This is a genomic window from Paraburkholderia sp. J7, assembly GCF_905220155.1.
GTDB lineage: Bacteria > Pseudomonadota > Gammaproteobacteria > Burkholderiales > Burkholderiaceae > Paraburkholderia.
Genome location: NZ_CAJMYZ010000019.1, coordinates 140,375 through 165,825 on the forward strand (window position 1 = coordinate 140,375; position 25,451 = coordinate 165,825).

Below are 25,451 nucleotides of genomic sequence, written 5' to 3' on the forward strand. Positions count from 1 at the left end.
AAGCCGATATGCCATCGTAAAATCACAAATTGGAAACGCTGGTATGCGAAAAACGGATGGCTGGGTGTGGAGCAAGCCATTCGTCGGCGAGCGCTTTCTCAAGCCCCTCGGGCATTTGCCGTTAACACACGGGACCAACAACCCCTCATTCCGGAGTCCCGCTTGAACGCGAAACCGCGCGCTCTGCCGTCTGCATTTGTCCTGTTCGCATCCCTGGCCGGAACCCTGCTGATTAGCGGCTGCGTCAGCAGCCCCCGCGTGGCCACCGCACCCGCGCACCCCACCGTCGTGGTTGCCGCGCCCCCGCCGCCTCCCCCGCCTGTCGTCGTCGCCCAACCCGTGTATGTGCCGCAGCCCTACGACGCGTATGTTTCGGTCGTGCTCGATCGCGACGTGGTCTACGCCGGCGGCAGCACATATATCTGGATCGTGGGGCCGGACGGCCACCGCCAGCGCCGCCTGTACGGCCACGGCGACCTGCGCGGCGAAGTCCTGCACCGCCGCGCGGAATTGCGCGTGGTGATGGCCCGCAACGAAGGCCATCTGCCGATGCAACACGCGCGCGTGCCCGAATCCCAGCGCGTGCACGTGACGATGCAGCCGCACGGCGCGCCGCCGCATGGCATGCCGCCACATGGCAACCGGCCACAGCCGGGCGGGCATGCGTCGGTGCACACCGCTGCCCGTCGCCCGCCGCCCGCGCCGAACCGCAACCAGAACGCGAACGCCAGCGCGAACGCCAGCGCGAATGCCGGCCACCACCGCCACCCCGACGGCCATCCCAACGCCGCGCCTGCACCACGTCTCGCGGGTCAGCCGCCGCATGCCGGTAATGCCAGCTAATACAGGCGTCAGGTCGAACCGGCCGCAAGTCTGATAAAAAGCGTCGCCGCGCCCGCGGCGGCGCTTCTACCGCTGCCGCAACCGCCGCCACACGCTGCGCGGCTCTCGTTGCGTCCCTCAAAATCTCCCAACCGTGCCGCATCTTCGGGACAACCCGAAGCGACGAAGTGTCGCGATATATATCACGTTGAGATATAATTGCGCTTCTTTGGGCGGTGCCGAGCCGTCTGCGCTCCCTATCCGTTTCAAACCCGCTCCGAATCGTGTCCCGCTTCAAGGTCCTTCGCTGGCTCACCCGCTTCATCCCCTCCGGGGTCACCATCACATGGCGCGAGCGCCTGCGCTCGGGCGGCGGCGCGCTGGTCGGCATCGCCCTCACCGGCGCAGTGACGCACCGGCTGCTCGGCGGCGATCCGGCCATTCCGTATCTGATCGCGCCCATGGGCGCCTCGGCCGTGCTGCTCTTCGGCGTGCCCGCGAGCCCGCTCGCGCAGCCGTGGTCGATCATCGGCGGCAACCTCGTTTCCGCCACCGTCGGCGTGAGCGCTGCAATGTGGATACACGACCCCGTGGCCGCCGCCGCCGTGGCCGTTGCTGTGGCCATCGTCGCGATGTTCACGCTGCGCTGCGTGCATCCGCCTTCGGGGGCGGTCGCGCTCACCGCCGTGCTGGGCGGTCCGGCCGTGCATGCGCTCGGTTATGAGTTCGTGTTCCTGCCCGTCGCGCTGCAGTCGTTCCTGTTGCTCGGCGGCGCGCTCGTTTATCACGCCGCCACGGGGCATCGCTACCCGCATGCCGCGCGACGCCCGAGCGTGGCCACGCCGGCGCCCGCGCAAGCCGGTTTCACCCGCGCCGACCTCGAAGCCGTGCTGCGCGATCGCGACGAAATGCTCGACATCGACACCGACGACCTCGAAGCCGTGCTGCAGGACGCCGAGATCCGCGCGTACGCGCGCAGCTTCGGCGAGCTGACCTGCGCGGACGTCATGTCGGCCAATGTAGTGAGCATCACGGCCGCCACGACCGTGGGCGAAGCACGCTCGCTGCTCAAGCGCCACGACGTGAAGGCGCTGCCCGTGGTCGACGCGCAGCGCCAGGTGAAGGGAATCGTCACGCGCGCCGACCTCGCCGACGAGGGGCGTGAGCGGCATCCGCTGCGTCTCATGCTCCATGCGATTTCGCGGCTCGTGCGGCCGAATGCAGAGTCCGGCCAGAACGTCGGCTCGCTGATGACCACGCATGTGCTGACCGTTGCGCACACGACGCCGATCGTCGAACTCGTACGCATCTTCGCGGGCCGCGGGCACCATCACGTGCCGGTGGTCGATCACGAGCACCGGCTCGCGGGCATCATCACGCAGGCCGATTTGATCTCCGGGCTCTACCACCAGGCAAAGACGCCGCAGCAGGCGCCGGCCTGAGCGCGTTTGCGCGCGGGTTCGCGCCAATCGATCTGGTCGCGATGCCGCTGTAACGGACGCTTTCGGAGAAAAATATCATATCGTGATAAATTAGGAGACTGAACCGTTCCATGGACTTCCAATGAAAAAAAGCGCGCGCGATCTCGACAAGGCCGACTTCGAACAGCTCTCCGAATTCCGCTACCAGATGCGCCGCTTCGAGCGCTTCTCGGAGCAGGCCGCGCAGGCCGAGGGCATTACGCCGCTGCAATACCTGCTGCTGCTGCATGTGAAGGGCTATCCCGGCCGCACGTGGGCAACCATTGGCGAGCTGGCCGAGCGTTTGCAGGCGCAGCATCACGGCGTGGTCGCGCTTGTCTCGCGCTGCGAGGCGATCGAGCTCGTCGAACGGCGCGTGAGCGAGCGCGACCGCCGCCAGGTGGAAGTGCACCTGCTCGCCGCCGGAGAAAAGCTGCTCGCGCGCCTGGCCGAACTGCATCGCGCCGAGTTGAAGTCGCTCGACGGCGCATTCACCGTTCCGCGTATCGATTTATAGAGACCATGCATTCCGACGATTCCCACAAGCGCGATTTTTCGGCGAACGCGCGCCTGCCCGGCATCAGCGCGCTGGCCGCCGTAATTGGCGTACTGGCCACGCTCGCGGCGTTCGTGCTGCTGAGCCTGATCCACTGGTTCACGAACCTGTTCTTCTTCGGCCAGTTCTCGTTCGCCGACCGCTCGCCGGCACTCAACACGCTGGGACCGTGGGTCATCGCCGTGCCGGTGGCAGGCGGGTTGATCGTCGGGATGATGGCGCGCTTCGGCTCCGAGAAGATTCGCGGCCACGGCATTCCCGAGGCCATCGAAGCCATTCTCTTCGGCAAGAGTAAGATGTCGCCCAAGGTGGCCGTGCTCAAGCCGCTCTCGTCGGGCATCGTGATCGGCAGCGGCGGCCCGTTTGGCGCGGAAGGCCCGATCATCATGACGGGCGGCGCGCTCGGGTCGCTGCTCGCGCAGTGCGTGCGCGTCACCTCTGCCGAGCGCAAGACGCTGCTCGTGGCGGGCGCGGCCGCGGGCATGACGGCCGTGTTCGGCACGCCGGTTGCCGCCGTGCTGCTCGCCGTGGAATTGCTGCTGTTCGAATGGCGGCCGCGCAGCTTCCTGCCCGTGGCGCTTGCGTGCGCGGTGGCGGGCTTCGCGCGCTCCGTGTTCTTCGGCACGGCGCCGCTCTTTCCCATGCAGACGCTGCCGCCGCACGCCATGGCGCTCTTCTCGTGCGTCGTTGCCGGGCTGCTGGCGGGCGCGCTCGCATCGGGGCTATCCGCGGCGCTCTACAAGGTCGAGGACCTGTTCGGCCATCTGCCGCTGCACTGGTCGTGGTGGCCGGCGATCGGCGGGCTCGTGGTGGGCATTGGCGGCTTCATCGAGCCGCGCGCGCTTGGCGTGGGTTACGACGTGATCGGCGACCTGCTGCATCGGCACATCGTGCTTCAGGTCGCCATTGCCATTCTGGTGGTCAAGGCCGTGATCTGGGTCGTGGCGCTGGGCTCCGGCACCTCGGGCGGCGTGCTCGCGCCGCTGCTCATGCTTGGCGCGGGGCTTGGCTCGGTACTGAGCCATGTGCTGCCCGGCAGCGACCCGGCGCTGTGGCCACTCGTGTGCATGGCGGCGACGCTCGGCGCCACGCTCGGCGCGCCGCTCACGGCCATCGTGTTCGCGTTCGGCCTCACGCACGACACCAACGCGCTGTTGCCGCTCCTCACGGCCACGCTGGTCGCGCACGGCTTCGCAACCGTCGTCATGAAGCGCTCGATCATGACCGAGAAGATCGCGCGCCGTGGCTATCACATCTATCGCGAGTACGGCGTCGATCCGCTCGAGCGCCATTACGTCGATGAAGTGATGACGCGCAATGTCGATACGATCGACGCGAACGTTACCGTGCGCGACGCCCTCGACCGTTACTTCGGTTCGACGCAGCAGCGCCGCGCCTTCCCGGTGCTGCGCGACGGCGCGGTTCTGGGTGTGGCGGATCGCTCGATGCTCGACGCCGTGCGCGCGAGCGCGGCAACCGAAGCACTGGATACGCCACTCGGTTCGTTGCTCACGCAACGTTCTCCCGACATGGCGCTACCCGAGGAAACCTGCCGCCAGATCGCCACGCGTCTCGCGATTCATGGGCTCGAACGCCTGCCCGTGGTGGCCGACCGCGAATCGCGGCGGCTCGTGGGCATCGTCTCGCGCAGTGACCTCGTCAAGCTCTCGCTCTCGCACTTCGAGGAAGAGCACAAGAAGGAGCGCTTCCGCCGTATTCCCATGGGGAACAGCAAGCGGCGCTTTCCGCCGGTGCGCAAGGCCAGCTAAAGAAAGCAATGCTTGCGGCGATGGCGGGCGCCTGGTTCGCTCGCCATCGCCGCGTGTGCCGCAGGCCGTTGCGCTCGCGGTGCTTCTGCCGACTCGGCAGTTAGTTGCGATACGCCCGGACGCTTACTGATGCTGCGCCAGCCCCTTCACGGCTTTGTCCACGGCGTTCTTCGGGCCGTATAGCGCGATTCCCACCAGATCGGGATTTTCCGGGTCCTCGGCGCGAAATACCTCGCGGTTGGCCGCGTCGTGCCCCGTCGAAAACATGGCGTGCACATACGGCACGATCGTCAGCTCGCGCGACACGCCGCGTCGCAGCGCCGCCTGCAAACCGCCAACATCCGCGCCATAGATCATCATCGGCTGGCCCAGCATCCTGCCGTAACGCTGCCCGCGCGCGTCTTCGTAGGGCTCGCCCAGCGCTTCGGGCACCGCCGCCGCGATGCCCGTTGCGAGAAACGCGGTCACATTGAGCTTCTGCCAGACCGCGAGATTCTCCCGCACGACCAGCGCCACTTTCGTATCGAACATGCTTGCTGCCTCCTTTTTCGAGGCACTCATGATCCGCGAGACGCGGCGGCAAGTCTGGAACGTTTGTGCAACGCCGTCGCACCCCGCACACTCAGTGCAGATGCCGCAGCTTGTCCGGATTGCGCATGACGTAAATGGCCGTGACCTTGCCGCCCTCGATCTCGAGCGCGGTGGTCTGCAACTCGCCATCGGCCTCGCGCGTGACGAAGCCGGGCAGCCCGTTGATGAAGCCCGCGCGCACGAGCGTCGAACCATTCCTGCGGAACAGGTCGGCCAGCTGGGCGTGCAGCTTCATCACGCTCTCGAAGCCGAACACCGGGTGACCGATCGCCGGGCGCTTGCCGCCGCCGTCCGCATGCAGGCTCACATCGTCGGCGAGCATGGCGCCGAGCGCGCTCATGTCGCCGCTGCGCGACGCCGCGAAAAACGCCTGCGCCAGTTCGAGGCCGCGCGCCTTCTCCACGTGAAAACGCGGGCGCGCCTGCCTCACGTGACTCCGGGCGCGCGCCGCGAGCTGGCGGCATGCGGCACTTTCACGTCCGATCGTGGCGGCGACCTCGTCGAACTCCAGTCCGAACACGTCGTGCAGCAGGAACGCCGCGCGCTCGAGCGGCGAAAGGCGTTCGAGCGCGAGCATGAGCGGCAGCGTGACGTCCTCCTGCTCGTCTTCTTCGACGACCGGGTCCGGCAGCCACGGGCCGATATAGGTCTCACGCTGATGCCGCGCCGACTTGAGCTGGTCCAGGCACATGCGCATCACCATGCGGCGCAGGAAGGCCTCGGGCACGCGCACCTCGTCGCGTTCCACGTCCGCCCAGCGGATAAATGCGTCCTGCACGATGTCTTCGGCGTCGGCGACCGAGCCGAGCATGCGGTACGCCACGCGGATCAGCTTGCGCCGCAACGGGTCGAAACTCGCCGCGGCATCCTTGAGTGCCGGGTCCGTCATGCGGCGACCATCTTGCTGGCCACAGCCTTGGCCGCCGCCGGATCGACCCACAGGCCAAAGCCGACCGCAAGGCGGTTCCAGCCGTTGATCACGTTGATCATCAGCGTGAGCTTCACCTGCTCCTCCTCGGTAAAGTGGTCGGCGAGCGCCGTGCGCGCCTGCTCCAGCGAATGGCCTTCGGAAAGGCGCGTGAGGGCGTCGGTCCAGCCGAGTGCCGCGCGCTCGCGGTCCGTGTAACACGGCGCCTCTTTCCAGGCCGAAAGCAGGTAGAGACGCTGTTCGGTCTCGCCTTCCTCGCGTGCGTGGGCGGTATGCATGTTAAGACAATTCGCGCAGCCGTTGATTTGCGACGCGCGCACCTCCACCAGCGCAATGAGGCTCGGTTCGAGGCTGCCGGACACGGCGAGCGAGGTGCCCATCCAGGACTTCATCAGGGTCGGAGCAGCGGCAAACAGGTCGAGCTTGGCAGTCATGGTGTCATCTCCTTTCGGTTGGGTTGCCATGACATGACGAGATAGCCTGGGCCGTGTGTGACATCGGGGGAAAATTTTTGCTGCCTCGAACGGTATCGCGGCCGAAGGTGGCGACCGTATTGCTGCCCGCTCGCTCGGTCATGAAGCGTTCGAGATCGGCGGTCACTACCGCGCCACCATAGCTATGGCCGACGAGGATGCTCGGGCCGCCCGGTACATCCACAACACCTCTCTTTGTTGCGCTAGAGACTGCTCTGCATCAGAACTGCGCGGTGGCCTGCACCCCGACCGTGAATCGCGCAGTCGGAAATCCGCTCGGTTTGTAGATCGGCGTCCCGACGAAGAGGTCGTAACTGAAGCCCACATACTTCGCCGGTACGCCACCCCGGATACCGATCACCGCGCCCGCGAGCTGGGTGCCCGCCTGACCGGTCGTTCCCGGCCCGAACACATGGCCGTAATCGACGCCCACGTAAAGCATCTGGCCTGTCTGGAAGAGCGGCCATTGCAATTCGTTGCGCCAGTAGAAACCCTTCTCCCCTGCGAGCATCGTGTTGCCGTCGAAGCCGCGCACCGTGTAGCGGCTGCCGATGGTCAGGTCATCGATGTAGAACAGGGTGTTGTCCGTGAACTGGCCGTGAACGGTTCCGACATAGGCGAATTGCTGGTTACCCACTGCGAACGGCACCGAGAGGTTCGCATCGAGCACGGCCATGTGAAAGCGGTAGGTGGCAGCCATTGGCGTGCCGTTGTCGTTCACCGGGTCCGGTTTCGCACCAAGACCGCCGATGCCCTGACGATAAGCGAGTGAGCCGTCGAACTGCGCGCCGCCGAAGTAATGACGATCCGTCGCGCCCATCTCGAGGAACGTATTGTTGCGGCTCTGGATCGGGATCGTCGTATCTTCGATGAAGCTCTGGCCAAAGCGCTTCGATAGCTGGACGTACGCGCCGAGTACGTCATTCTGGCTGCGAGCGAGTACGCGTGCGATGCGCAGCGCCGCCGTCTGCTGGTTGCCGCTTGAGACGAACACCTGACCGCCGGTGCCCGCGATGGGTTGATAGTAGGTGTTCGTGTTGCCCGAGAGCGTCGCCGTCCAGTAGCCCCACGGCACGGAGTACGAACCATTGAAGCCGTGCGAGCCGAGCGACTTGTTGCCAAATGAGAGATCCTGGTTCGCACCGAGCGAGAGGATATCGTTCAGGCCGAGAGGGTTGTTCAGGCCAAGGCTTGCGTTGCCTTGCCACTTGCCGGTGGCGTCCGTGCCCGAGTTATCCGCCGAGACGACGAACGTCCACGGTTTTGAACGCTTGACCGTGACCACTACGTCGCTCACGCCGGGGACGTCAGTCGGCACGATCTGCATGTCCGCGTCCTGGTTCGATACGCGCTTCATCTGCTCGAGGCCCTGTTCGAGATCGCGCAGGTTCAGCAGATCGCCACCGCTTACCGGGAACGCGGTTTTCACTGTTCCCCATGTTGCCGGATCAGCAAAGCGAACCTGACGTAAGACGCCCGGCACGAGCGCGAAAGCGAGCGTGCCGGTCGACAGGTCCTGCTGGCCGACGAGTACGCGCGTGGTGACGTAGCCGCGGCTGAGGATCGCCTGCTGCAAGCCCTTTGTGAGCACGTCAAGGCCCGTCTTGCCGACGCACTGGCCCCGGTAGTGGTCGAGCCATTCGCGGGCAAAGGCGAACGGATCAAGGGGCAGCGCGGACGCACCCTTCGCGCGTACTGCGTCGGGAAGCGTGGCCGGTACGTCGAGCGTAAAGTGGTCAATGCGAAAGCACGGCGTTTCGTTCGGTAACTCGGGATATGTCTCGACCTTCGACACTTCCGAGCGCACCGAGGGCGTCGAGACTGCATTCTCGCGCTCTTGCGCTTCGCGCTGGCGCTGAAGCTGCTGTTGCTGCTCGGCGTTCGCGCGCGCGGCGGCGGCTTCGTCGGCAGGTGTAGGTATCTGCTGCGCGTTGGAAGCAAGCGTGACCAGGGCTGTGAGCGGCAGCGCCGCCAGCCTCTTTCTGATTTTCATGTTGGTTAGGAATTACGGCTCGTGTTGGGTGCCGCTATCGTCGATGAGAGCGGCCATTACAAATAGTGAGTTCACGATTACAGAGACACCATTGAGCCGCCGGATTACTCTCGGAGCCGCGAGTGAATTCGTCAATGCGCACGGGATTCAGTACAAGTGCGACGGGCTTACGCCCATGCTCGCGCTCGTACTGCCTGATGCCGTGCTCGATCAATGGCCAGATACCGCAGGACAATGCAACTTCTTTCATGCGTCTCCCTGCTTGCCATTCTTAGCCTTATTATTCGCGACACTTACTGAACCGATGAATGCAACGACTACGGCTGAACAGCCGAGCCCAACTGGAACAAGGATGCCCACCGGAGTCCAGAGGCGATCGACAAACGTAGTACATGCCAAACGCAGGCCAAGTTTGTACGACATCGATATAAATACGACGACGTAAAACGAAATCACGACTCCAGAAAATATGTAGCGATACTTATATTTGGACAGATACTCGGCGACCGTCGGGCCGAACAATCCAATCAACATCGCACCAAGAAAATCTCCCATAGCTGTAACTCTCAGTTGCCATTCGCATTTGAATTTGTGCTTTTTACTGCTCGCCCAAGAGTCTGACCTAGAGCAAGCGTATTGAGTCGCGTGACGATCCCGGGGGTTGTCATGATATTCGCAAGACTATTAGGAACACCTGCCCAATTGTACATTTGTGTCCCGAACATATTTCCGGCGGCGCCGTATGCGGAGGTCACAGCCAAGCCAGCAAGGGAAAAGCGATTCGAGAATTCTTCTCCAAAATTCGCTCCGTTCATCATCGATTGGAAGCCCGCTTGACCCACAGCGGTAGCCGTGTAAAGCACGCCCGACCCTATTGATCCTGTCAATGCCGCAGTTACCAATGAATATCCCGCCTGAGCTGCTTTGTAGGCCGCGAAAGCCTCCGGCCCAAGCACCGTCCCAGCAACAACTCCAGCGGCAGCGGCTGTCGCGTAACTAGTATCCGCTACATTGTTCTGCGCAACGTCATTGAGTTGTCCTTGTGCCTGAATTGCGGCATTCAGTGTCGCATCACTGCATTGCGCTCCCGCTCCGCAAATCTTCGCCACCATATCCTTCTTCTTCGGATCGAGTTGTTGGTTATACAACTCTACCGCCGAGCCCGTCGCCGAGCCCGCCGTGCCGCCTACGACCGCTCCACCGAGGCCCGCCGCGACGTTTCCTGCCAGGTTGCCAATCAGATCCGAACCTGTTTCGGATGCTACCCCCTTCGAAAGGCTGTCCAACTGGTTCGCGAAGTGCGAGGCAAGACCTGCACCCGCCGCGCCGCCTATCGTACTGAACGCGGTTCCGCCGCCGAGACCACCAATGAGCGCGCCGCCCGCGATATGCAGTGCCGTGCGGTTGTCGCCGCCTTCATCCCATGCCGCAGCGGTTGCCTGGTCGCCAGCCTTGACCGCTGCTTCGCGCTTGTTATCCGCATACTGACCGATTCCCTGCGCCACGACCTGTCCCGCCGCCTGCGCGGCCTGCATCGTGTCGGCCTGCTGGTTCAGGATGTTGTTCACGTCCGGCGTGTTCGCAACCGTGCCGTTCGTGTTCGTCGTGTCGCGGCTCAGGCTCGCCACGTTCTGCGTCTGCGCGCCCTGGTTGGTGATATTGATCGTGCCCGCGCTGATTGCACTGCGCGTCGTCGCGCTCGAATCGCCGTTGTCGTTCTGCGACATCATCGGCGCGACGCTGGCCGTATTGCTCACCGAGCCAGGGCCAACAGCCTTGCCCGTATTGCCAACACCCACACCTGTGCTAATGCCATTGCTGTTTGCGTCGTAGTGCGAGTGGTTCGCGACATCGCTATAGGTGAGCGTGCCGGTCGTCAGGCTGTTCTGCGACGCGTCCGCCGCACTCGAAATCACCGCGCCCGTCAGCCCGGTATTGCCCTTCACGTTGACGTTGAACCCGCCATCGCCCGCCATGATCCCGGCCTGCTCGTTCACGCCCGCATAGTTCGAATCGGCGTGGCCGTTCTGTGCGCTGAAACTCGCACTGCCGCCGCCCTGGCTGATCGAGAAGCCACCGCCCGCGCTGCTCTGATGCGCCGCGCTGTTCGTGACGTCCTGCACGCTCGCAACGTTCAGGTTGCCGCCCACATCGGCAGTCACCTGTTTGCCCGCGATCTGCGAACCGGTGATATTGGTATCGCCGCCCGAGATCACCGTGACGCTGTTGCCGCCCGTCACGTGCGAAGCGTTCTGGATCGACGCGTCGCTGTTCGCATCGCCGTGCGCGTTCGCCATTGACGCCGAAACGCCCCAGCCCTGCGTGCCAAACGAGACGCCCGCGCTCGCGCTGCTCGAACTGTTCGAGCTGCGCGTCGAATCGGTGCTGGTCGTATTGATGACGTTCACCTGATTCTTCGCGGCGAGCACCACATCATTCGCGCTCACGTTCGAGCCCGCGATGGTCAGGTCGCCGTTGGTCGCGACGAACGCTGCCGTGCCGCCTGCCTGCACGTTCGAGCCGCGCTGGATCGTCTGATCCTCCGACGACTGGCTCTGGCTCTTGCTCGAACCTACGCTCACCTGAATGCTGATGCTCGGCGCGGTCGGGCCGGCTGCATCGCCCGCGAGCGCCGCGCCGCCCATACCCGCGATCGCCGCATCGCCCGCCGTCGCGATGGCGTGCAGCGCCGCAGCCCGGTCGTTGCCGCTGCTGGCCGAATGGCCGATAGCCTGGCCCTGGGCATACGCGTTGTTGATCGCGTCACCCACGCTACCCGAGAGGCCGATCGTGAGGCCGCTGCTGCTCTGTTTTTGCGTCTGCGCCTGATGCGTGGTATCGGTCGCCGAGTCGATGACGACGTTCGCCGCCGTGCCCGTCACGTTGCCACCCGCGACGAGATCGCTGCCGGTGACGTGCAGCGTGTTACCCGCCTGGATCGAGAGGTTCCCGTTGACCGAGCCGACCGTGCTCGCGTTGTTGGTGACGCTCGATTCCTGATCGGTCGTCGCGAGTTTGTTGGTGCCGACCGTCACCGTCAGGCCGCTGGTCCCCAGGCCCGTACGCTTCTCCTGGTAGCTCGTTGCGGACTGCATCGCGTCCTGCGTCGTCGTGATGTTCACGTCATGCGCGGCATTGAGCGCCACATCGTTCGTGCCGACGATCGTGCTGCCCGCGACGTTGATATCCTTGCCGCTCGCGATCTGCACGGCATCGCCAGAAACAAGACTACCCTGTGAAAGCGTCACGGTCGTATCGCTCGAACTCCTGACCTCCTTGCCGCTGACCACGTTACTGTGGCTGTGCTGCTCCTGCGAGTTGTCGACGTGCGTTTCCGTGGCCGCGCCGATGTTCACGTTACCCGCTGCGGCGAGCGTCGCCGTGCCCTTGTCGAGCGTGATCGCACTGCCGGTGACGTTGATATCCTTGCCTGATGCGATGGTCAGCGAGTTACCCGCATTGAGCGTCGTCGCCGTGAGCGTGTCGTCGGATTTGTGCAGCGATTCCGAATAACTGCCGTGACTGTCGCTGCCCGCACTGTTGCTGTCGACGGTCGAGGTTGCCTTCGCGGCCTGGAACGTCACGTTGCCTTTCGCCGCAACGACGCCGCCCCCGCCGAGGTTGATGTTCGCGCCCGTCGCCGTGAGGTCGCCACCGACGCCGATCTGCGAGACGCCACCCACGTTCACGGTACTGCCATTCGCCTGATTGACGTTCGTATCGGATACGCCGTTCGCGCGCGCCACGACCTTGTGCTCGCCGGTCTGCACCGTGCCGATGTCATAGTTGCCGCCAATGGCCATGCCGAGGTTGCCGCCGACATTCAGGTTGGCGCCGTTCTGCTCGAAGTTGCCCCCCGTCACGATGGCGGCATTATCCGCGACGTTCACGCTTGCGACTGGCCCGAGCGTGGTCGTGCTGCGCGTGGCACCGTTGGCGCCGATCTGGTCGACAGTCTTTGCCGCCGTATTGAGCAGCAGATCGCCGCCCGCGTTCAGCGCGAGACTGCCGGCCTTCACAGTGGCCGAAGTCAGGTCGATATTGCCGGTGGTATTCAGCGACATCAGGCCGCCGCTTTGCAGCGCGCCGAAGGCGTTGTTGATCTGCTGCCCCTGGATCGACATCGTATTGCTGGCCTGCACGGTCCCGCTGTTCGTGAAGGTCTGGGCGTTCTGAAGATCGATATCGGTCGCGGCAATGAGCGGGCCGTTCATGTTCTGCTGGCTTGTCTTCGCGAGATAGACGACCGGCACCAGCACCGACTGGCCGTCGACAACCTCGGTCTGCATGATGATCACATTGCTCGTGAGTTGCTCGACCTGTTCGGGCGAGAGGCTCATGCCGAGCGGCAGATCGAGCGACTTCGAGAGCGACGCGCCAGCAGCCAGCAGCGACTGGTACATCGATTGCAGATCCGTGTACGGACCGAGTACCGCCTTGCCGGTGAGCGACGTGATCTGGTTGCGCACGAGCTGCTGCTCGTAGAAGCCGTCGCCAAGGCGCTTCTCGGTCGTCTGCGGATTCAGCCCAAGCTGTTGCAGGTAGTAATCGCTCGAAATGAACGTCTTCTGGTTCGTGAAGGCCGGGTTCGTCTCGATCAGGTAGCTGGCTCCCGGCGCGGTCGCCGGACTGAACAGGCCGCCCTGCGGGATCGTGAGGTTTTGCAGCACGGTTTGTGCGGTCGCGCTGGCGATGGCCGGATTGATCATCGTGCCGCCATTCACCGACGATGCGCCGCCCTTCGTGCCGCCCGCGCTGCCGCTGACCGACGAGGCGCCCCCCGCATTCGCGCCCGCGCTGCCGCTGACCGACGAGGCGGCCCCCGCATTTGCGCCCGCGCTGCCGCTGATCCCGCCGATGGTCACGCCGGTTAGCGCCTGGCCGGGCGCGAGTCCGAGCGACGGGATGCCCGCATTACCCGCCGTGTTGTCGATGCTGATACCCGTACCCGAAAGCGTGCCGCCCGCGACGAACGGCGATTCGTAGGCAGGCAGCGCGTAGCTCTTGATATCGGCAGGCGCGTTACAGCCCGATCCATCGCAGAACGAGTAGGTCCAGTACTTGCCGTCGTAGGTGCGATAGTGGTAAAGCCCCGAGTACGTGATCTGGACGGACGGGGCCGCCTGCCCCTGCCACGAGTTCTGGTCGAGCGAGACAGGCGCGGCGACGTTGCCGACCGCCGCGACCGCGCTCCAGTAGTTCTGGAATGTGCCCACGTTCGACGCGTCGAGGTTGCCACCCGAGATGATCTGCGCCTGCGGACTGATGCCCGCGACCAGGTTCGCCAGCGCCGTACCCGTATAGGTCGTGTACTGGTACGTGCTGTTCATCGATCCGCCGTGTGGTGGATCGATGAAGACGCCACCGATCATGTTAGGGTCGCCCGTCACACCGTTGCCCCAGACCACCGGATTACCCGGGCCGCACGCGTCCATGTAGATGGCCGTGCACCCCGACAGACTGAGGCCGAGCTGGTCCAGCAGCGCCTGGGAGACCGGCTGGTTCAGGCCGGTCGTCGTCATCGTCGTACGGGTATTCGTGACCTGGCTGGCGTGGAGTTCCATGTCTGCCGCCGACTCGATCAACCCCGACTGGTTGAAGATCAGGTTTGCGTTGGTGTAGTTGCCGTTCGCATCCTTGCCGCCCGCCAGTACGACTTTTCCGAGGCCGTAGATCGCGGTCGTCGCCTGCGTATCGGTCGCGGTCGTGCTGTCGACGTTGTCGATCTCGGGCGCAAGCAGTTCGAGCGTGCCGTTGCTGTCCGTTGCGCCAATGAGCGCGGTCGGCCCGACATTCGCGATCTTGCTGTTCGCGTTCAGCGACACGCTGCCGCCGACCATCGTCCCCGTATTGACGAGCGTGTCCGAGTGCGTGGTGAGCGTGCCGCCCGCCATCATGACGCCGCTGTTCCCGATCGCGCCTGCATTGACGTCCAGGTTGTTCGCCGCTTCAACCAGCGCACTGTTGCTGAACGTGCCGGGTAGCGTAAAGGAAAGGTTATTGCCTGCGGCGAACTGCAGATCCGGCGTGGGCGCGAAGTCGCCCTGCACGCTGACCGCGACGTCATTCGTCGCGCTGTATGCGCCGCCGCCCGTCAGCGCCGCCGCGTTCACGCTCAGATTGTGCGTTGCGCCAATCTGGCCGCTCGTGTTCGTGACCGCGCCGGTCGTCGTGATCGAGACATCGCCGTTCGAACCCGCGAAACTGCCGATCTTGCTGTCGCTGTTGTCGACCGTATCGGCCTGGATCGCGACACTCGCGCCGCTCAATTGCGCGTTCTGCGTATTGACGAGGGCCGATGTGTCAACCGACACCTTGCCGTTGCCCGTCACGACGCCGCCGCTGTTGACGATCTGGCTGTCGCCGCGGACGGTCGTGTCGCCGGTGCCGAGGTTGCCAATCAGGCCGTTCGTGTCGTCAACCGACGCGGCGTGAATGGCGAGCATACTTGCGTCGCCTGCCGTGCCGGTGCCCGACTGGACCTGGCCGCGCGTATTGTCGATCTTTCCGCCGCTTGCAAGCGAGAGGGACGAGAGCGAGCGGACGGACCCGTCCTCGTTGAGCAGGTCGCCCGCGATGTTCGCCGTGATATTGCCCTGCGCCGCGAACACGCCGCCCGTATTGTTCATGCTTGCGGCCTGCGCGTAGATGCCGCCAGCAGCGATGACCTGACCGCCCACGTTCGAGAAGGCACCCGCGCCGCCCTCTGGGGTAATCGTCAGCGTGCCCGTTCCCGCGTCGATGATCTTGCCGTAGTCATTGATCAGCGTGCCGGGCGAGAACGTGACATTGGTCGCGTTGGTCTGGAACGTACCCAGGGTATTGTCATAGGTACCGCTGACATAAAACCCGGTCGGGCCAGTCCCGAATTGCGTGATCGTCCCCGCGCGATTGACAAGATCCGTCGCGCTCAACGCGAGCTGGTTCGCCTGAATGTTGCCGTTGCTGTCGTCGAGCGTGCCGCTCGTCCTGATCGTGAGGTTGGGGGCAACGATCGTGCCGCCGCTGTTGGTCATCGATCCGTTCTGGATCGTCGCGTTTGCGCCCGCGCCGAGCTGCCCGCCGTTGTTGTTCAGCGTGCCGCTCGTGACGCTCAGATCCCTGTTCGAGACGAGGTTGCCGTTCTCGTTGTCGAGCGCGCCTCCCACCGTCGCCGTCACGCCGGTCTGACCGGTGACCGTGCCGGCGGTGTTGTTCAATGCACCCGCGTCGATCTCGACGTCGCCGTTGCCCTGGATCGTGCCGCCCGAGTTCGAGGCCGAGCCCGCGCCGTTGCCCGCGTTGATCGTCAGCTTGCCGGTGCCGGCATGGGTGATTGTCCCGCCATCGTTGACCAGCGCGCCGGGGGCGAGCGTGACGTTTGTCGCGTTCGTCTGGAAGGTGCCGCCAGCCGAGTTATCGAACAGGCCGCTGACATTGAATCCCATCGGCGAAGCGCTGTATTGCGTGATCGAGCCGCCACGGTTGAGCAGGTTCGCCGCACTGATCGATAGCTGGTTCGCCTGAATGTTGCCGTTGCTGTCGTCGAGCGTGCCGCTCGTCCTGATCGTGAGGTTGGGAGCAACGACTGTGCCGCCGCTGTTGGTCATCGATCCGTTCTGGATCGTCGCGTTTGCGCCCGCACCGAGCTGCCCGCCATTGTTGTTCAGCGTGCCGCTCGTGACATTCAGATCCCTGTTCGAGACGAGGTTGCCGTTCTCGTTGTCGAGCGCGCCCGCAACCGTCGCCGTCACGCCGGTCTGACCGGTGACCGTCCCGGCGGTGTTGCTCAATGCACCCGCGTCGATCTCGACGTCGCCGTTGCCCTGGATCTTGCCGCCCGCGTTCGAGGCCGAGCCTGCGCCATCGCCCGCATTGATCGTCAGCTTGCCGGTGCCGGCATGGGTGATGGTGCCGTTATCGTTGATCAGTGCGCCCGGTGCGAGCGTGACGTTCGTCGCGTTCGTCTGGAAGGTGCCGCCCGCCGAGTTATCGAACAGGCCGCTGACATTGAACCCCATCGGCGAAGCGCCGTACTGCGTGATCGAGCCGCCACGGTTGAGCAGGTTCGCCGCGCTGACCGATAGCTGGTTCGCCTCGATGTTGCCGTTGCTGTTGTCGAATCCACCGCCGGTCTGCGCCGTCACGTTCGCCGCGACCATCGAGCCGTTGCGGTTGTCGAGCGCGCTCGTGGCGTTCACGTTCAGGGCATTGCCCGCGCCCATCTTGCCGGACTCGTTCGAGATTGCCTGCGCCTGCACCGAGAGGTTCTGGCTCGCGGTGGCACTGCCGCCGGTATTGTCCACGCTCGCGCCGTGAAGGTTCGCCGAGCCGTTGCTCGCGATGTTGCCGCCCACACTTGTGAGCGCGCCGCTCGCGCCCACGTCGAGCGTACCCGTCCCGGCGTGCTGGATCGAGCCGCTATTGTTGTTGAGCGCAGCGCCGGCAATGCTCAGGCTCGTCGCGTTGCTCGCGATCTTGCCGCCGCTGGAATTGTCGAGCGTACCGCCTGCCGTGATCGCCTGCGCAGCCGTGCCGGACTGCTCGATCGAGCCGCCCTGGTTGACGAGCGCGCCCGGCGTGGAGACCGCGACCGTGGTCCCCTCGATATCGCCCTTCGTGTTGTCGATCGACGCGCCCGAAACCGTTGTCGTCGCGCCCGAGAGCGAGCCGCCTGCGTTCGAGAGCGCCCCGCTGGCCGTGGCGGTCAACGCGCTGCCCGCCTTGACCGTCCCGCTGTTCGTGATGCCCCATGCCTGCAAGACGGCATTTGCGGCTGCGGTAAGCTGGCCCGCGTTCGTGAACGTATAGGCGCTCACGTTGACGTTGCCGTTGCCGCCGATCACGCCGCCCAGGCCGTTCACGAGCGTGCCCGTCACGCCGAGGTTCAGGCCGTCGCCATTGAGCGAGAGAAGATGCCCGGCGGTATTGTCCAGCGACGATCCCGACACCTGGAAGCCAAGCGCCGCCTGCATCGTCCCGGCGTTGTTCGCTATGGCGCCACCGCGTACCTGCATCGCGTTCTGCGAGACGAACGAGCCGCCCTGGTTCGCGATCTGGCCGGATGCCTGTGCAACGAGTGGCCCCTGTGCCGAGACTGCGCCTGCCTGGTTCGAGATACTGCCTGCGTTGAGCGTGACGCCGCTGCCGCCCGTCATCGAGCCGTGGTCGTTGACCAGCGCGCCCGTCGCGCTCGCGTTGACCGCACCGCCCGCGCTCGACCTCGCGCCTGCGAGGTTCAGGTCGCCCTCGTTCGCTGTGAGCGTCAGGTTGCCGTTTGCAGCCGTCTGGCTGCCTGCGAGGTTGACGCTGCTGCCGGCGAGCGACACCTGCCCGCCCGCGACGTTCTGGCCGGTGGCGCTCAGCGCGCCCGAGGCGGTGACGTTCAGGCTCCCGGGCTGCGTGGCGTTGCCGTTGTTGTCCACGCCCGCAGCAAGGGCGCCTGTCGAAGCGACAGCGCCCGCGCTCGCGTTCACCGCGCCTTGCGCCGCCAGCGTGCCGCTATTGGCGAGCGTGCCTGCGGTGCTGGCCGAGAGCGCCTGCTGCGCGTAGGTGGTGCCGCTATTGTTAATGCCCTGCGTCGCATTGAGCACGACGTTGCCGCTCGCGCTCTGCCTGCCCGCCAGCACGAGTTGTCCGTTGGACTGCAACGCAAGATCACCCGACTGCGCCGCGATCACGCCCTGGGTGCTGACACCCACCCCGTACTCGTTGGAAGCTAAAAATATCTTCCCGCTGTACATCCCGCCCAGCTGGCTGACGTCAATCGCAACGGACGGCGCAGGGCCATTGCCAGCGATCGGCGTCGCCGCGAGCGTGTTATGGTCGATCTGGTTCGCGCCCGCGATGACGTTCAGGTTCTTGCCCGCATAGATCGCCGCATTCGCCTGAACGGCTCTCGCGAGGATATCCACCTGGTCCACATTCGCAGCGTTAAAGCCCGCACCTTGCACGGTGATGGTGCCGCCGTTGATGCTATAGCCCGCGAGCGAGCCGTCCGGTGCATAGTTCGGCGTGCCCGTCGTGAGCACCGCGCGATTCGTGTTGATAAATGCGCCGCCATTGACTGATATGCCCGAGGGGTTCGCGAGGACGAACGTCGCGGCATTGCCCGCGATCTCGGCGGGCCCGTTGAACTGCGACGGGTTCGCGCTATTAACCTGGTTGACGATGATCTTCGCGGACTGGCCCGGCGCATAGTTCGGGTTGCCATTGATATAGCCCGCGAGTTGCGTGTTCGTGACCGTCGGAGAATTATTAAGAATTACCCCGTTTTTTTGAACATCAAACTGCGAATAGGAATTGACCGACACGCCCGCACCGCTTGGACGATTCACGTTGACCTGTGGCAGGCCATTTGGCGTGGCAATGACGTTCGGCGCATGCGCGCCGGAAGGCACGATCTGCGCATGGGCGAGCATCGGCACGAGCAGCGCCGCTGCTATCGTCGCGGCTACTGCGACCTCTCCCGACCCCTGCTTCCCATTGCTCGTTACGGTCTCCTCGACAGCCACCAGCATGTGATGCACACGGCTGAACACCAGTCGATATGTATTCCTATTCATTCTTCTTTTGGCTTGCTAAAAATCGGCTCGACCGGAATGCTCGCCGAAACGATCAGCGACGTCTTTTAAACTTTGTCAGTTTCTGCGCTCGCGCAACATGTGGCGTCACGCGCGTTCGGTACTCGTACGTGCGAATCGCGCCCATCTTCGGATGTGCCACTTCGTTCCGCTATCAGACAAAAGCGAAAACGCGGCGCAGTTGATGCGCTATGGGTAACGAATCAAGGAGATAAGCGATCGCCGCGGAAGGGAGGTGTTGCGGCGTTTAGGAAACCGGCTGCCGGATCAGTACCGGCAGGTCCGACGACGTACCCCGACAATACCGCCCATTGACGAAGGCAACGGACATACAAAGGCAGCCGTACGGGCGTTCGGGGTCAAGCAGCGTCCAGGTTTCCACGCCTAGCCGCCGGTGGAACCTGCAGACGCCCGTTGCCAACTCCGACCACTTGCGACGGGTGCTTGAATCCCCACCCACATGAGCAGCACCGTAGCGAGTTCACATTGCAGGTCGCTCGGGAGTCTGCCCGCCATCCTGGTGCTAAACGATCACCCGGAAGAGGGAACGGTGGATCGCTGCGCAAGCGAATGGGGCACATCGACCTATTGCTCCATTCGGTTTGCGCTGCCAACTCCGGCCGTTCTTGCCCCGTATATCGCCCTTACAAGTGCGAGCGAATACCCACCCTGGATGGGGGGGTCAGACTGATCTGACGGAACCTAAACTCGACCAGGCGTCGTTGCCCGGATCGTTTCTCCCTCAGGTTCGGGCCACGCCGCCTGATCATTCTCATAACAAGCCCCCTCTGGAGACACCCGCATGGCCGCCCCCGCCGCCGCTTGCTCGCAGGCGCTACCCTATCGCTCCCCGCGTATTTCCCCTTGGGACGTCCACACGACTTACCGCGCAGACGGCACTGTGATTCTCTCGTCTGCGCAAGCCCCTGCTATCGAGCAAAACGGCTTCGTCGACTTTCTGCCGTACTGGGCGCAACGCCGCGCTCACTCGCCGGCATTCTGCGAGCGCGAGGCACAAGGGGGATGGCGCTCGATCACCTGGTCCGGGCTCTGGAATCAGGTCAGACATGTGGCTGCGGGCCTCCTCAACCTCGGACTGGGGCAAGAACGGCCGCTGATGCTGCTGTCCGGCAACTCTCTCGAGCAGGCGATCCTGCTGCTCGCGGCGGAGTATGCCGGCGTGCCCACGGCGCCGGTGTCGCCGGCCTACTCGACGATCAGCAGCGACTTCGCCCGTCTGAAGGGCATCGCCGCGCTGGTTCAACCCGCCGCCATCTTCGTTCAGGATCGCGAAACGTTTGAGCGCGCGATTGCGGCGCTCGGCTTGCCCGAGGTCCCTGTCATCGCTGTGCACGGTTCAACGGACGAAGCATGCGCATTCAACGCACTGGCCAGCCTCGAATTGACGCCAGCGCGCATTGCCGCGCTTGCCTCCGCGCGCGCAGCCATCCAGCCCGCCGATGTGTTGCGCATCCTGTTCACATCCGGCTCGACAGGCGCGCCCAAGGGGGTCGTCTCCACTTACGCCAACTTCAAGGCGGCGACGCGTTATTTCGTCCGGATCTACGGCACGCTGTCCGAGCCGCAACCGGTATTTCTCGACTGGATGCCGTGGCATCACACCATGGGCGGGGTGCTGGCATTTGGTCGCACGATGGTGACGGGCGCGAGCCATTACATCGACGATGGGCGACCGGTACCGGGCCACTTCGAGCGCACCTTGCGCAACCTGCGTGAAGTTTCGCCAACCGCATTCAGCAGCGCCCCCTCAGCGTTGACGATGCTCGCAAACGCGCTCGAAGACGATGCGCAGCTGGCGCAAAAGCTCTTCGCACGGCTTATCAATTTCGGTTACGGAGGCGCGAGCCTTCCGCGAGCCACCTGGGAGCGCATCCAGCGGGTTGCCGCAGAGACCATCGGCGAGCACCTGACGTTTTGCACTTCGCTGGGCGCGACCGAAACCAACGGCACGGGCACCTGGTTCGCCATGCCGTCCGACGATCTCGGCAACATCGGCGTGCCGGGCCCCGGTGTGGAACTCAAGCTGGTGCCACTCGAAGGCGGTGACGGGCGCTTTGAAATCCGCATGCGGGGCGCAGCGATCTTCGGTGGCTACCTGAAGGACCCGTCCCAAAGCGCGAAGGCCTTTGATGAGGAGGGCTATTTGTGTCTCGGCGACGCGGTTCGCCTCGTGAACGCGGAGAAGCCCTCGGAAGGTCTGCGCTTCGCCGGGCGTGTAGCCGAAGATTTCAAGCTCACCAATGGAACGTGGGTCCGCACCGGGAGTGTCAGGCTCGGTCTGCTGGAGCAATGCGCCCCGCTCTTGACCGATGCGGTCATCTGCGGCCATGACCGCGACTATGTGGCGGCGCTCGCGTGGCCAAGTGTGGCGGCCTGTCGGCGGCTCGCGCCGGAACTCGCCGCGCTGGAAGTCGAGGCGCTCATTGCGCATCCCGTCGTCATTGCCGCGTTGAACGCGCGGCTGCGCATGCAGAAGGCGTCCGGCGCGAGCCTCCATGTCAGGCGCCTGATGCTCATGGCCGAGCCGCCCTCGATCGACGCGAACGAGACCACCGACAAGGGCTATGTCAATCAGGCAGCCTGCCGCGCGCGGCGCGGCGATCTGATCGACGAAGTCTATCGCCCCACGCCTCGTGCCTTTGTCGCAACCACGGCCTGAAGGCGGCTGCGGCGTCGTCAGGTCTGCCGACCTTCCGGACGCCGCGTTCAGGGCCCTCACTGTACAATCGACCAGCGCATGAATGCGGGCACGTCGTTGCGCCGCGGCATTTGCCGGGCAAACATTCTGCTTTATGTGACCCCATGGAATCTTCCCAGTCACAGTTGGCCTCCCTGTTGAGCGAAGCCGAACCGCGACTGCAGCCGCCGCGTATGGACGCACGGGTGCTGGCGCGCGAACGCCTGCTCGCGCAGTTGACCGAAGCGCGCCGGCGCCGCTGCCTCATACTCGAGGGGCCGGCGGGCTGCGGAAAGACCGCGCTTTTGCTGGCCTTGCGCCGCGCGTTGTTGCCGCTCAGCTTCGACGTGGCGTGGCTCACGCTCGCCCCCGAAGACAATGACATGTCGCGCTGGCTCGACGACCTCGCCTCGAGCCTCGCCCAGGTCGATCCCGCCATACCGCACGAGGCCGCGCTGCTCTCGGGCCGCGGCACCGACGACGAAGCCGTCGAGCGCTCCCTCGTCGCGCTCGTAAGCGGTATTGGCCGGCACCCGCGCCACTTGATGCTGATGCTCGACGACGCACACCACGTCGTCGATCTTCAGGTGCGCGAAACCGTGCAGTGGCTGCTCGACTACGCGCCGCCCAACCTGCACATCGTCATGGCCTCGCGCAGCGCCGTTCCCGTGTCGCTTGGCAGGCTGCGCGATGCCGGCCAGTCCCTCGAACTCAGCATGCGCGACCTGCGGTTCACCGCAGAGGAATCCGAAGCATTTCTGAAAGCGAAGGTCAGTCATCTGGAGCGGCGCGACGCGCAAAAAATGCATGAGCTCACGGATGGCTGGGTGGCGGGCTTGCTGCTGCTCGCGGCGCATTTGCGGCGCGGCGAGCGGGGCGAGCAAGGCGCTCCGCTTGCGGGGCGTGTGACCCGCAGCCACTTCCTCGACGCGCGCGGCGTTGCCGACTATTTCGAGCGCGAAGTCCTGCCGCAACTGTCTGCCGAAGAACTCGACCTGCTCGTCAGGCTCGCGCCCTGCACGATCTTTTGCGCTTCACTGTGCGCCGCGCTCGGCGCGAATCCGGAGCTGCATGGCCGGATGCCTGGCCGACTCGAATGCGACAACCTTTTTGTCGAGTCCATCGCGTCGTCGGGAAGCGAGAAATGGTATCGCCTGAATCCGCTCTTTCGCGAGACGCTGCTGCAGCGCTTTCGCTCATGGCCGCTCGAGCAGCAACGTGAGGTGCATCACAGGGCGTGGCGCTGGTTTCGCAAGCACGATCGGCACGACGAAGCAATCCGCCACGCGCTGCTTGCCGGAGAAACCGCAACGGCCGCCGACGAGGTCGTGCAGGTCGCGCAACAGATGCAGATCCAGGGCGACCTGCGCAAGCTCGCGGCGATTATTCGCATGCTGCCGGCGTCCGAGATCGAAGCGCGCTTCGGTCTGCGGCTATGGAATGCGCGTTTGAAGCTCTATGCACGAGACTTCGACGCGTGCGAGGCCATCCTTGACGGGCTGCTCGCCGACGTGGCGCCAGACGACCACGGCGCGCGCTATCGGCTCGCGATCACCCAGGCGACACTGTCTGTCCAGCGTGACGATAGTGACGGCGTGAGCGCTGTGGAGCCGTGCTTGCTGCACGTGCCAGCCGAGATCGACAGCGTGGGCATCGGTGGGCGCAACAACATCCTGTCGTGGCTCTATATGCATGCCGGCGAGTACGAGCGGGCGCGCGCCATCCAGACAGACTCGCCCGCCCTGCTCGTCAACGGTGTCGAGCTGATGGGCACGCCGGCCGGCATGCTGTACGGCAGATGCGTCATGGGCCTCAGTTTTTCGCTCGAAGGGCGCTTTCTGCAGGCAGAGCGGATCTGCCGCGACGTGATGGCCGAAGCCGACCGGCGCGGCCGGGAGGCCGCCGAGGCCGCGTCGCTTGCGGCGGCGCTACTCGGCGAAGTGCTCTATGAGTTCAATGAACTGGACGCCTGCCGGCGACTTCTGGAAGACCGGATCGAGGTGCTCGAACGCGTGTCGATTCCCGATGCGGTGTTGCGTGTGCTGACGGCGCTGTCGTCCGTGCACTGGATCGCCGGACACGAGATGGACAGCTTTGCGTGGCTGGAGCGCCTCGAAGAGTACGGCAGGCAATATCGCTTGAACCGGCTCGTCGCGCACAGCCTCGCCGATCAGGTCCAGCGCCATTTGCAACGTGGCCGGACCAGCGACGCACAAGCGGCGCTCGATCGCCTCGACAGGATTGCCGAAGGCATTTCCGTCGAGCGCCCGGGGCCGCTTGGGCACGTGGCGGTGCACGCGGCACGCGCCAACATGCTTTGGGCTTTCGCCCATGAGAATCACGAGGCAGCCTCAGCGCAGATCGACCGATTGGTCCCGGCGTGCGAAGCGCGCGGCTGGCAACGCCACGCCACACACTTCCAGCTGCTCGGGGCGCTCGCGCATGCCAGCCTCGGACGGACTCATGCCGTGGCGCCAGCGGTGACGGCAGCACTGCGGCGCGGGCACCGGCTCGGTCTCGTGCGCAGCGTGCTGGATGCCGGCCCCGGTGTGCTGGAACTAGTCACACGCGTCGTGCAGAGCGAGCCGACGGACCCGGTCCTCTCGTTCTATGTCGGCCGGTTGCAGGCCGCGCACAGCATGACGGATTCGGTCTATCCGGCACAGCGGTCAGTTGATGGTGGAACTGGCGCGCAACAAAAGCCCGCCATGATGCTGAGCGAGCGCGAAGCGGACGTCGTGCAGTTGCTCGCCCAGGCCATGCCCAATAAGCGGATAGCACGCACACTCGCCATTTCGCCGGAAACGGTGAAGTGGCACTTGAAGAACATCTACGGCAAATTGGGCGTGTCGAGCCGCGATGAAGCCGTCGCACGGCTCAGAGACCTCAACCTTGGGTCGGCCGCAGCAGGCCCGTCACCGGACGGCCCGGCCTAGCGCATGCTGCCGCTCACCCTCGCCTCATTTGCCATGACGTGTCAGTACTATCGACTACCTGAAATCCAAAGCGCTGGTAAAGGCCGATCGCTCGATTGCCTTTTAGAACACTTAGCTTGACCGGCACACCAGCGCCGTCCGCCTGCCTCAAAAACTCATCGAGAAGATGGGCCGCGATGCCGCGACCCTGCCAGGTCGGGAGAATCTGGATTTGCACGATGGTCCACTCATCCGCGTCCCGAAAGAATTTGAAAAGGCCGAGTCTTTCGGACCCGCTGCAAACGATATAGGCATCGTTGTAGCGGTAACGAAGACGCGCCCAATGCGCGCGCTCGTCGGTCGGCTCGCCAGCGCGTGCCAGGTGTTCGTCCATCGTCGCTCTACGCAGATCGAACAGAAATGGCTCGTCGGCAGGCGTCGCTGCGCGCAGCGTAACTTCAAGATTGTTCATTCGTCCCGGTCATCCGTAACTTTGGCACTTCCAGCAATTGTTGATGGTCGCCAGCACGCTGTCGACTGCCCGCGTAACCGCAACGCTAACAAACATCCCCCTCGAGCGCCCGCGCCGCGCAACACGAAGCGCTCACGCCATCGTCCTACAATGTCGCGGTAGTCGTACGTCGCCACGACATCACCGGCGGAAGCCCCACTTTCCCAGGAGCA

General features: G+C 64.6%; 13 protein-coding genes. 6 read left to right on the top strand and 7 right to left on the bottom strand.

Annotated elements, in window-relative coordinates:
• The first annotated feature begins 258 nt into the window (after positions 1–258).
• From U5A58_RS28125 to U5A58_RS28140, 4 genes are all read left to right on the top strand, one after another.
• A complete protein-coding gene (locus U5A58_RS28125) occupies positions 259–843 on the top strand; it encodes a hypothetical protein (RefSeq protein WP_321963850.1) in 585 nt (194 codons plus the stop codon).
• A 263-nt stretch (positions 844–1,106) separates the two neighbouring features.
• The gene (locus U5A58_RS28130; RefSeq protein WP_321963851.1) at positions 1,107–2,264 is read left to right on the top strand and encodes an HPP family protein; all 1,158 of its coding nucleotides are present in this window, start codon (positions 1,107–1,109) and stop codon (positions 2,262–2,264) included.
• Positions 2,265–2,385: 121 nt separating this feature from the next.
• The gene (locus U5A58_RS28135) at positions 2,386–2,799 is read left to right on the top strand and encodes a MarR family winged helix-turn-helix transcriptional regulator (protein ID WP_321914114.1); all 414 of its coding nucleotides are present in this window, start codon (positions 2,386–2,388) and stop codon (positions 2,797–2,799) included.
• Positions 2,800–2,804: 5 nt separating this feature from the next.
• The gene (locus tag U5A58_RS28140; protein ID WP_321963852.1) at positions 2,805–4,607 is read left to right on the top strand and encodes a chloride channel protein; all 1,803 of its coding nucleotides are present in this window, start codon (positions 2,805–2,807) and stop codon (positions 4,605–4,607) included.
• Between the two features lie 123 nt (positions 4,608–4,730).
• On the opposite strand, the gene U5A58_RS28145 is transcribed toward U5A58_RS28140, so the two are convergent.
• From U5A58_RS28145 to U5A58_RS28170, 6 genes are all read right to left on the bottom strand, one after another.
• The gene (locus tag U5A58_RS28145; RefSeq protein WP_321963853.1) at positions 4,731–5,138 is read right to left on the bottom strand and encodes a DUF2000 domain-containing protein; all 408 of its coding nucleotides are present in this window, start codon (positions 5,136–5,138) and stop codon (positions 4,731–4,733) included.
• 91 nt (positions 5,139–5,229) lie between these two features.
• Entirely contained in the window at positions 5,230–6,087 is an 858-nt protein-coding gene (locus tag U5A58_RS28150) for a sigma-70 family RNA polymerase sigma factor (RefSeq protein WP_321963854.1), read from the bottom strand.
• Complete coding sequence (locus U5A58_RS28155) at positions 6,084–6,560, bottom strand: carboxymuconolactone decarboxylase family protein (RefSeq protein ID WP_321963855.1); 477 nt, start codon at positions 6,558–6,560, stop codon at positions 6,084–6,086. Before U5A58_RS28155 ends, U5A58_RS28150 begins: the two co-directional genes overlap by 4 nt.
• A gap of 259 nt (positions 6,561–6,819) precedes the next feature.
• Positions 6,820–8,592, bottom strand: a complete 1,773-nt coding sequence (locus U5A58_RS28160) for a ShlB/FhaC/HecB family hemolysin secretion/activation protein (protein ID WP_321963856.1) — start codon at positions 8,590–8,592, stop codon at positions 6,820–6,822.
• Positions 8,593–8,838: 246 nt separating this feature from the next.
• Positions 8,839–9,147 carry a hypothetical protein gene (locus tag U5A58_RS28165; RefSeq protein WP_321963857.1) on the bottom strand — a complete coding sequence of 103 codons (309 nt, stop codon included), beginning with the start codon at positions 9,145–9,147 and terminating at the stop codon, positions 8,839–8,841.
• A gap of 11 nt (positions 9,148–9,158) precedes the next feature.
• Positions 9,159–19,136, bottom strand: coding sequence for a hemagglutinin repeat-containing protein (locus tag U5A58_RS28170; RefSeq protein ID WP_321963858.1), 9,978 nt, complete (start codon positions 19,134–19,136; stop codon positions 9,159–9,161).
• An 820-nt stretch (positions 19,137–19,956) separates the two neighbouring features.
• Here U5A58_RS28170 and U5A58_RS28175 point away from each other — a divergent pair.
• Entirely contained in the window at positions 19,957–21,834 is a 1,878-nt protein-coding gene (locus U5A58_RS28175) for an AMP-binding protein (protein ID WP_321963859.1), read from the top strand.
• A gap of 143 nt (positions 21,835–21,977) precedes the next feature.
• Positions 21,978–24,788, top strand: a complete 2,811-nt coding sequence (locus tag U5A58_RS28180; RefSeq protein WP_321963860.1) for a helix-turn-helix transcriptional regulator — start codon at positions 21,978–21,980, stop codon at positions 24,786–24,788.
• A gap of 13 nt (positions 24,789–24,801) precedes the next feature.
• On the opposite strand, the gene U5A58_RS28185 is transcribed toward U5A58_RS28180, so the two are convergent.
• On the bottom strand, positions 24,802–25,239 hold the full coding sequence (locus tag U5A58_RS28185) for a GNAT family N-acetyltransferase (protein ID WP_321963861.1): 438 nt from the start codon (positions 25,237–25,239) through the stop codon (positions 24,802–24,804).
• Positions 25,240–25,451 lie beyond the last annotated feature (212 nt).

Bases quoted from the DNA above. Each gene is read 5' to 3' on its own strand.
- U5A58_RS28135 (WP_321914114.1), top strand. From the start codon at position 2,386: ATGAAAAAAAGCGCGCGCGATCTCGACAAGGCCGACTTCGAACAGCTC.
- U5A58_RS28140 (WP_321963852.1), top strand. From the start codon at position 2,805: ATGCATTCCGACGATTCCCACAAGCGCGATTTTTCGGCGAACGCGCGC.
- U5A58_RS28145 (WP_321963853.1), bottom strand. From the start codon at position 5,138: ATGTTCGATACGAAAGTGGCGCTGGTCGTGCGGGAGAATCTCGCGGTC.
- U5A58_RS28150 (WP_321963854.1), bottom strand. From the start codon at position 6,087: ATGACGGACCCGGCACTCAAGGATGCCGCGGCGAGTTTCGACCCGTTG.
- U5A58_RS28155 (WP_321963855.1), bottom strand. From the start codon at position 6,560: ATGACTGCCAAGCTCGACCTGTTTGCCGCTGCTCCGACCCTGATGAAG.
- U5A58_RS28160 (WP_321963856.1), bottom strand. From the start codon at position 8,592: ATGAAAATCAGAAAGAGGCTGGCGGCGCTGCCGCTCACAGCCCTGGTC.
- U5A58_RS28165 (WP_321963857.1), bottom strand. From the start codon at position 9,147: ATGGGAGATTTTCTTGGTGCGATGTTGATTGGATTGTTCGGCCCGACG.
- U5A58_RS28170 (WP_321963858.1), bottom strand. From the start codon at position 19,136: ATGAATAGGAATACATATCGACTGGTGTTCAGCCGTGTGCATCACATG.
- U5A58_RS28175 (WP_321963859.1), top strand. From the start codon at position 19,957: ATGGCCGCCCCCGCCGCCGCTTGCTCGCAGGCGCTACCCTATCGCTCC.
- U5A58_RS28180 (WP_321963860.1), top strand. From the start codon at position 21,978: ATGGAATCTTCCCAGTCACAGTTGGCCTCCCTGTTGAGCGAAGCCGAA.
- U5A58_RS28185 (WP_321963861.1), bottom strand. From the start codon at position 25,239: ATGAACAATCTTGAAGTTACGCTGCGCGCAGCGACGCCTGCCGACGAG.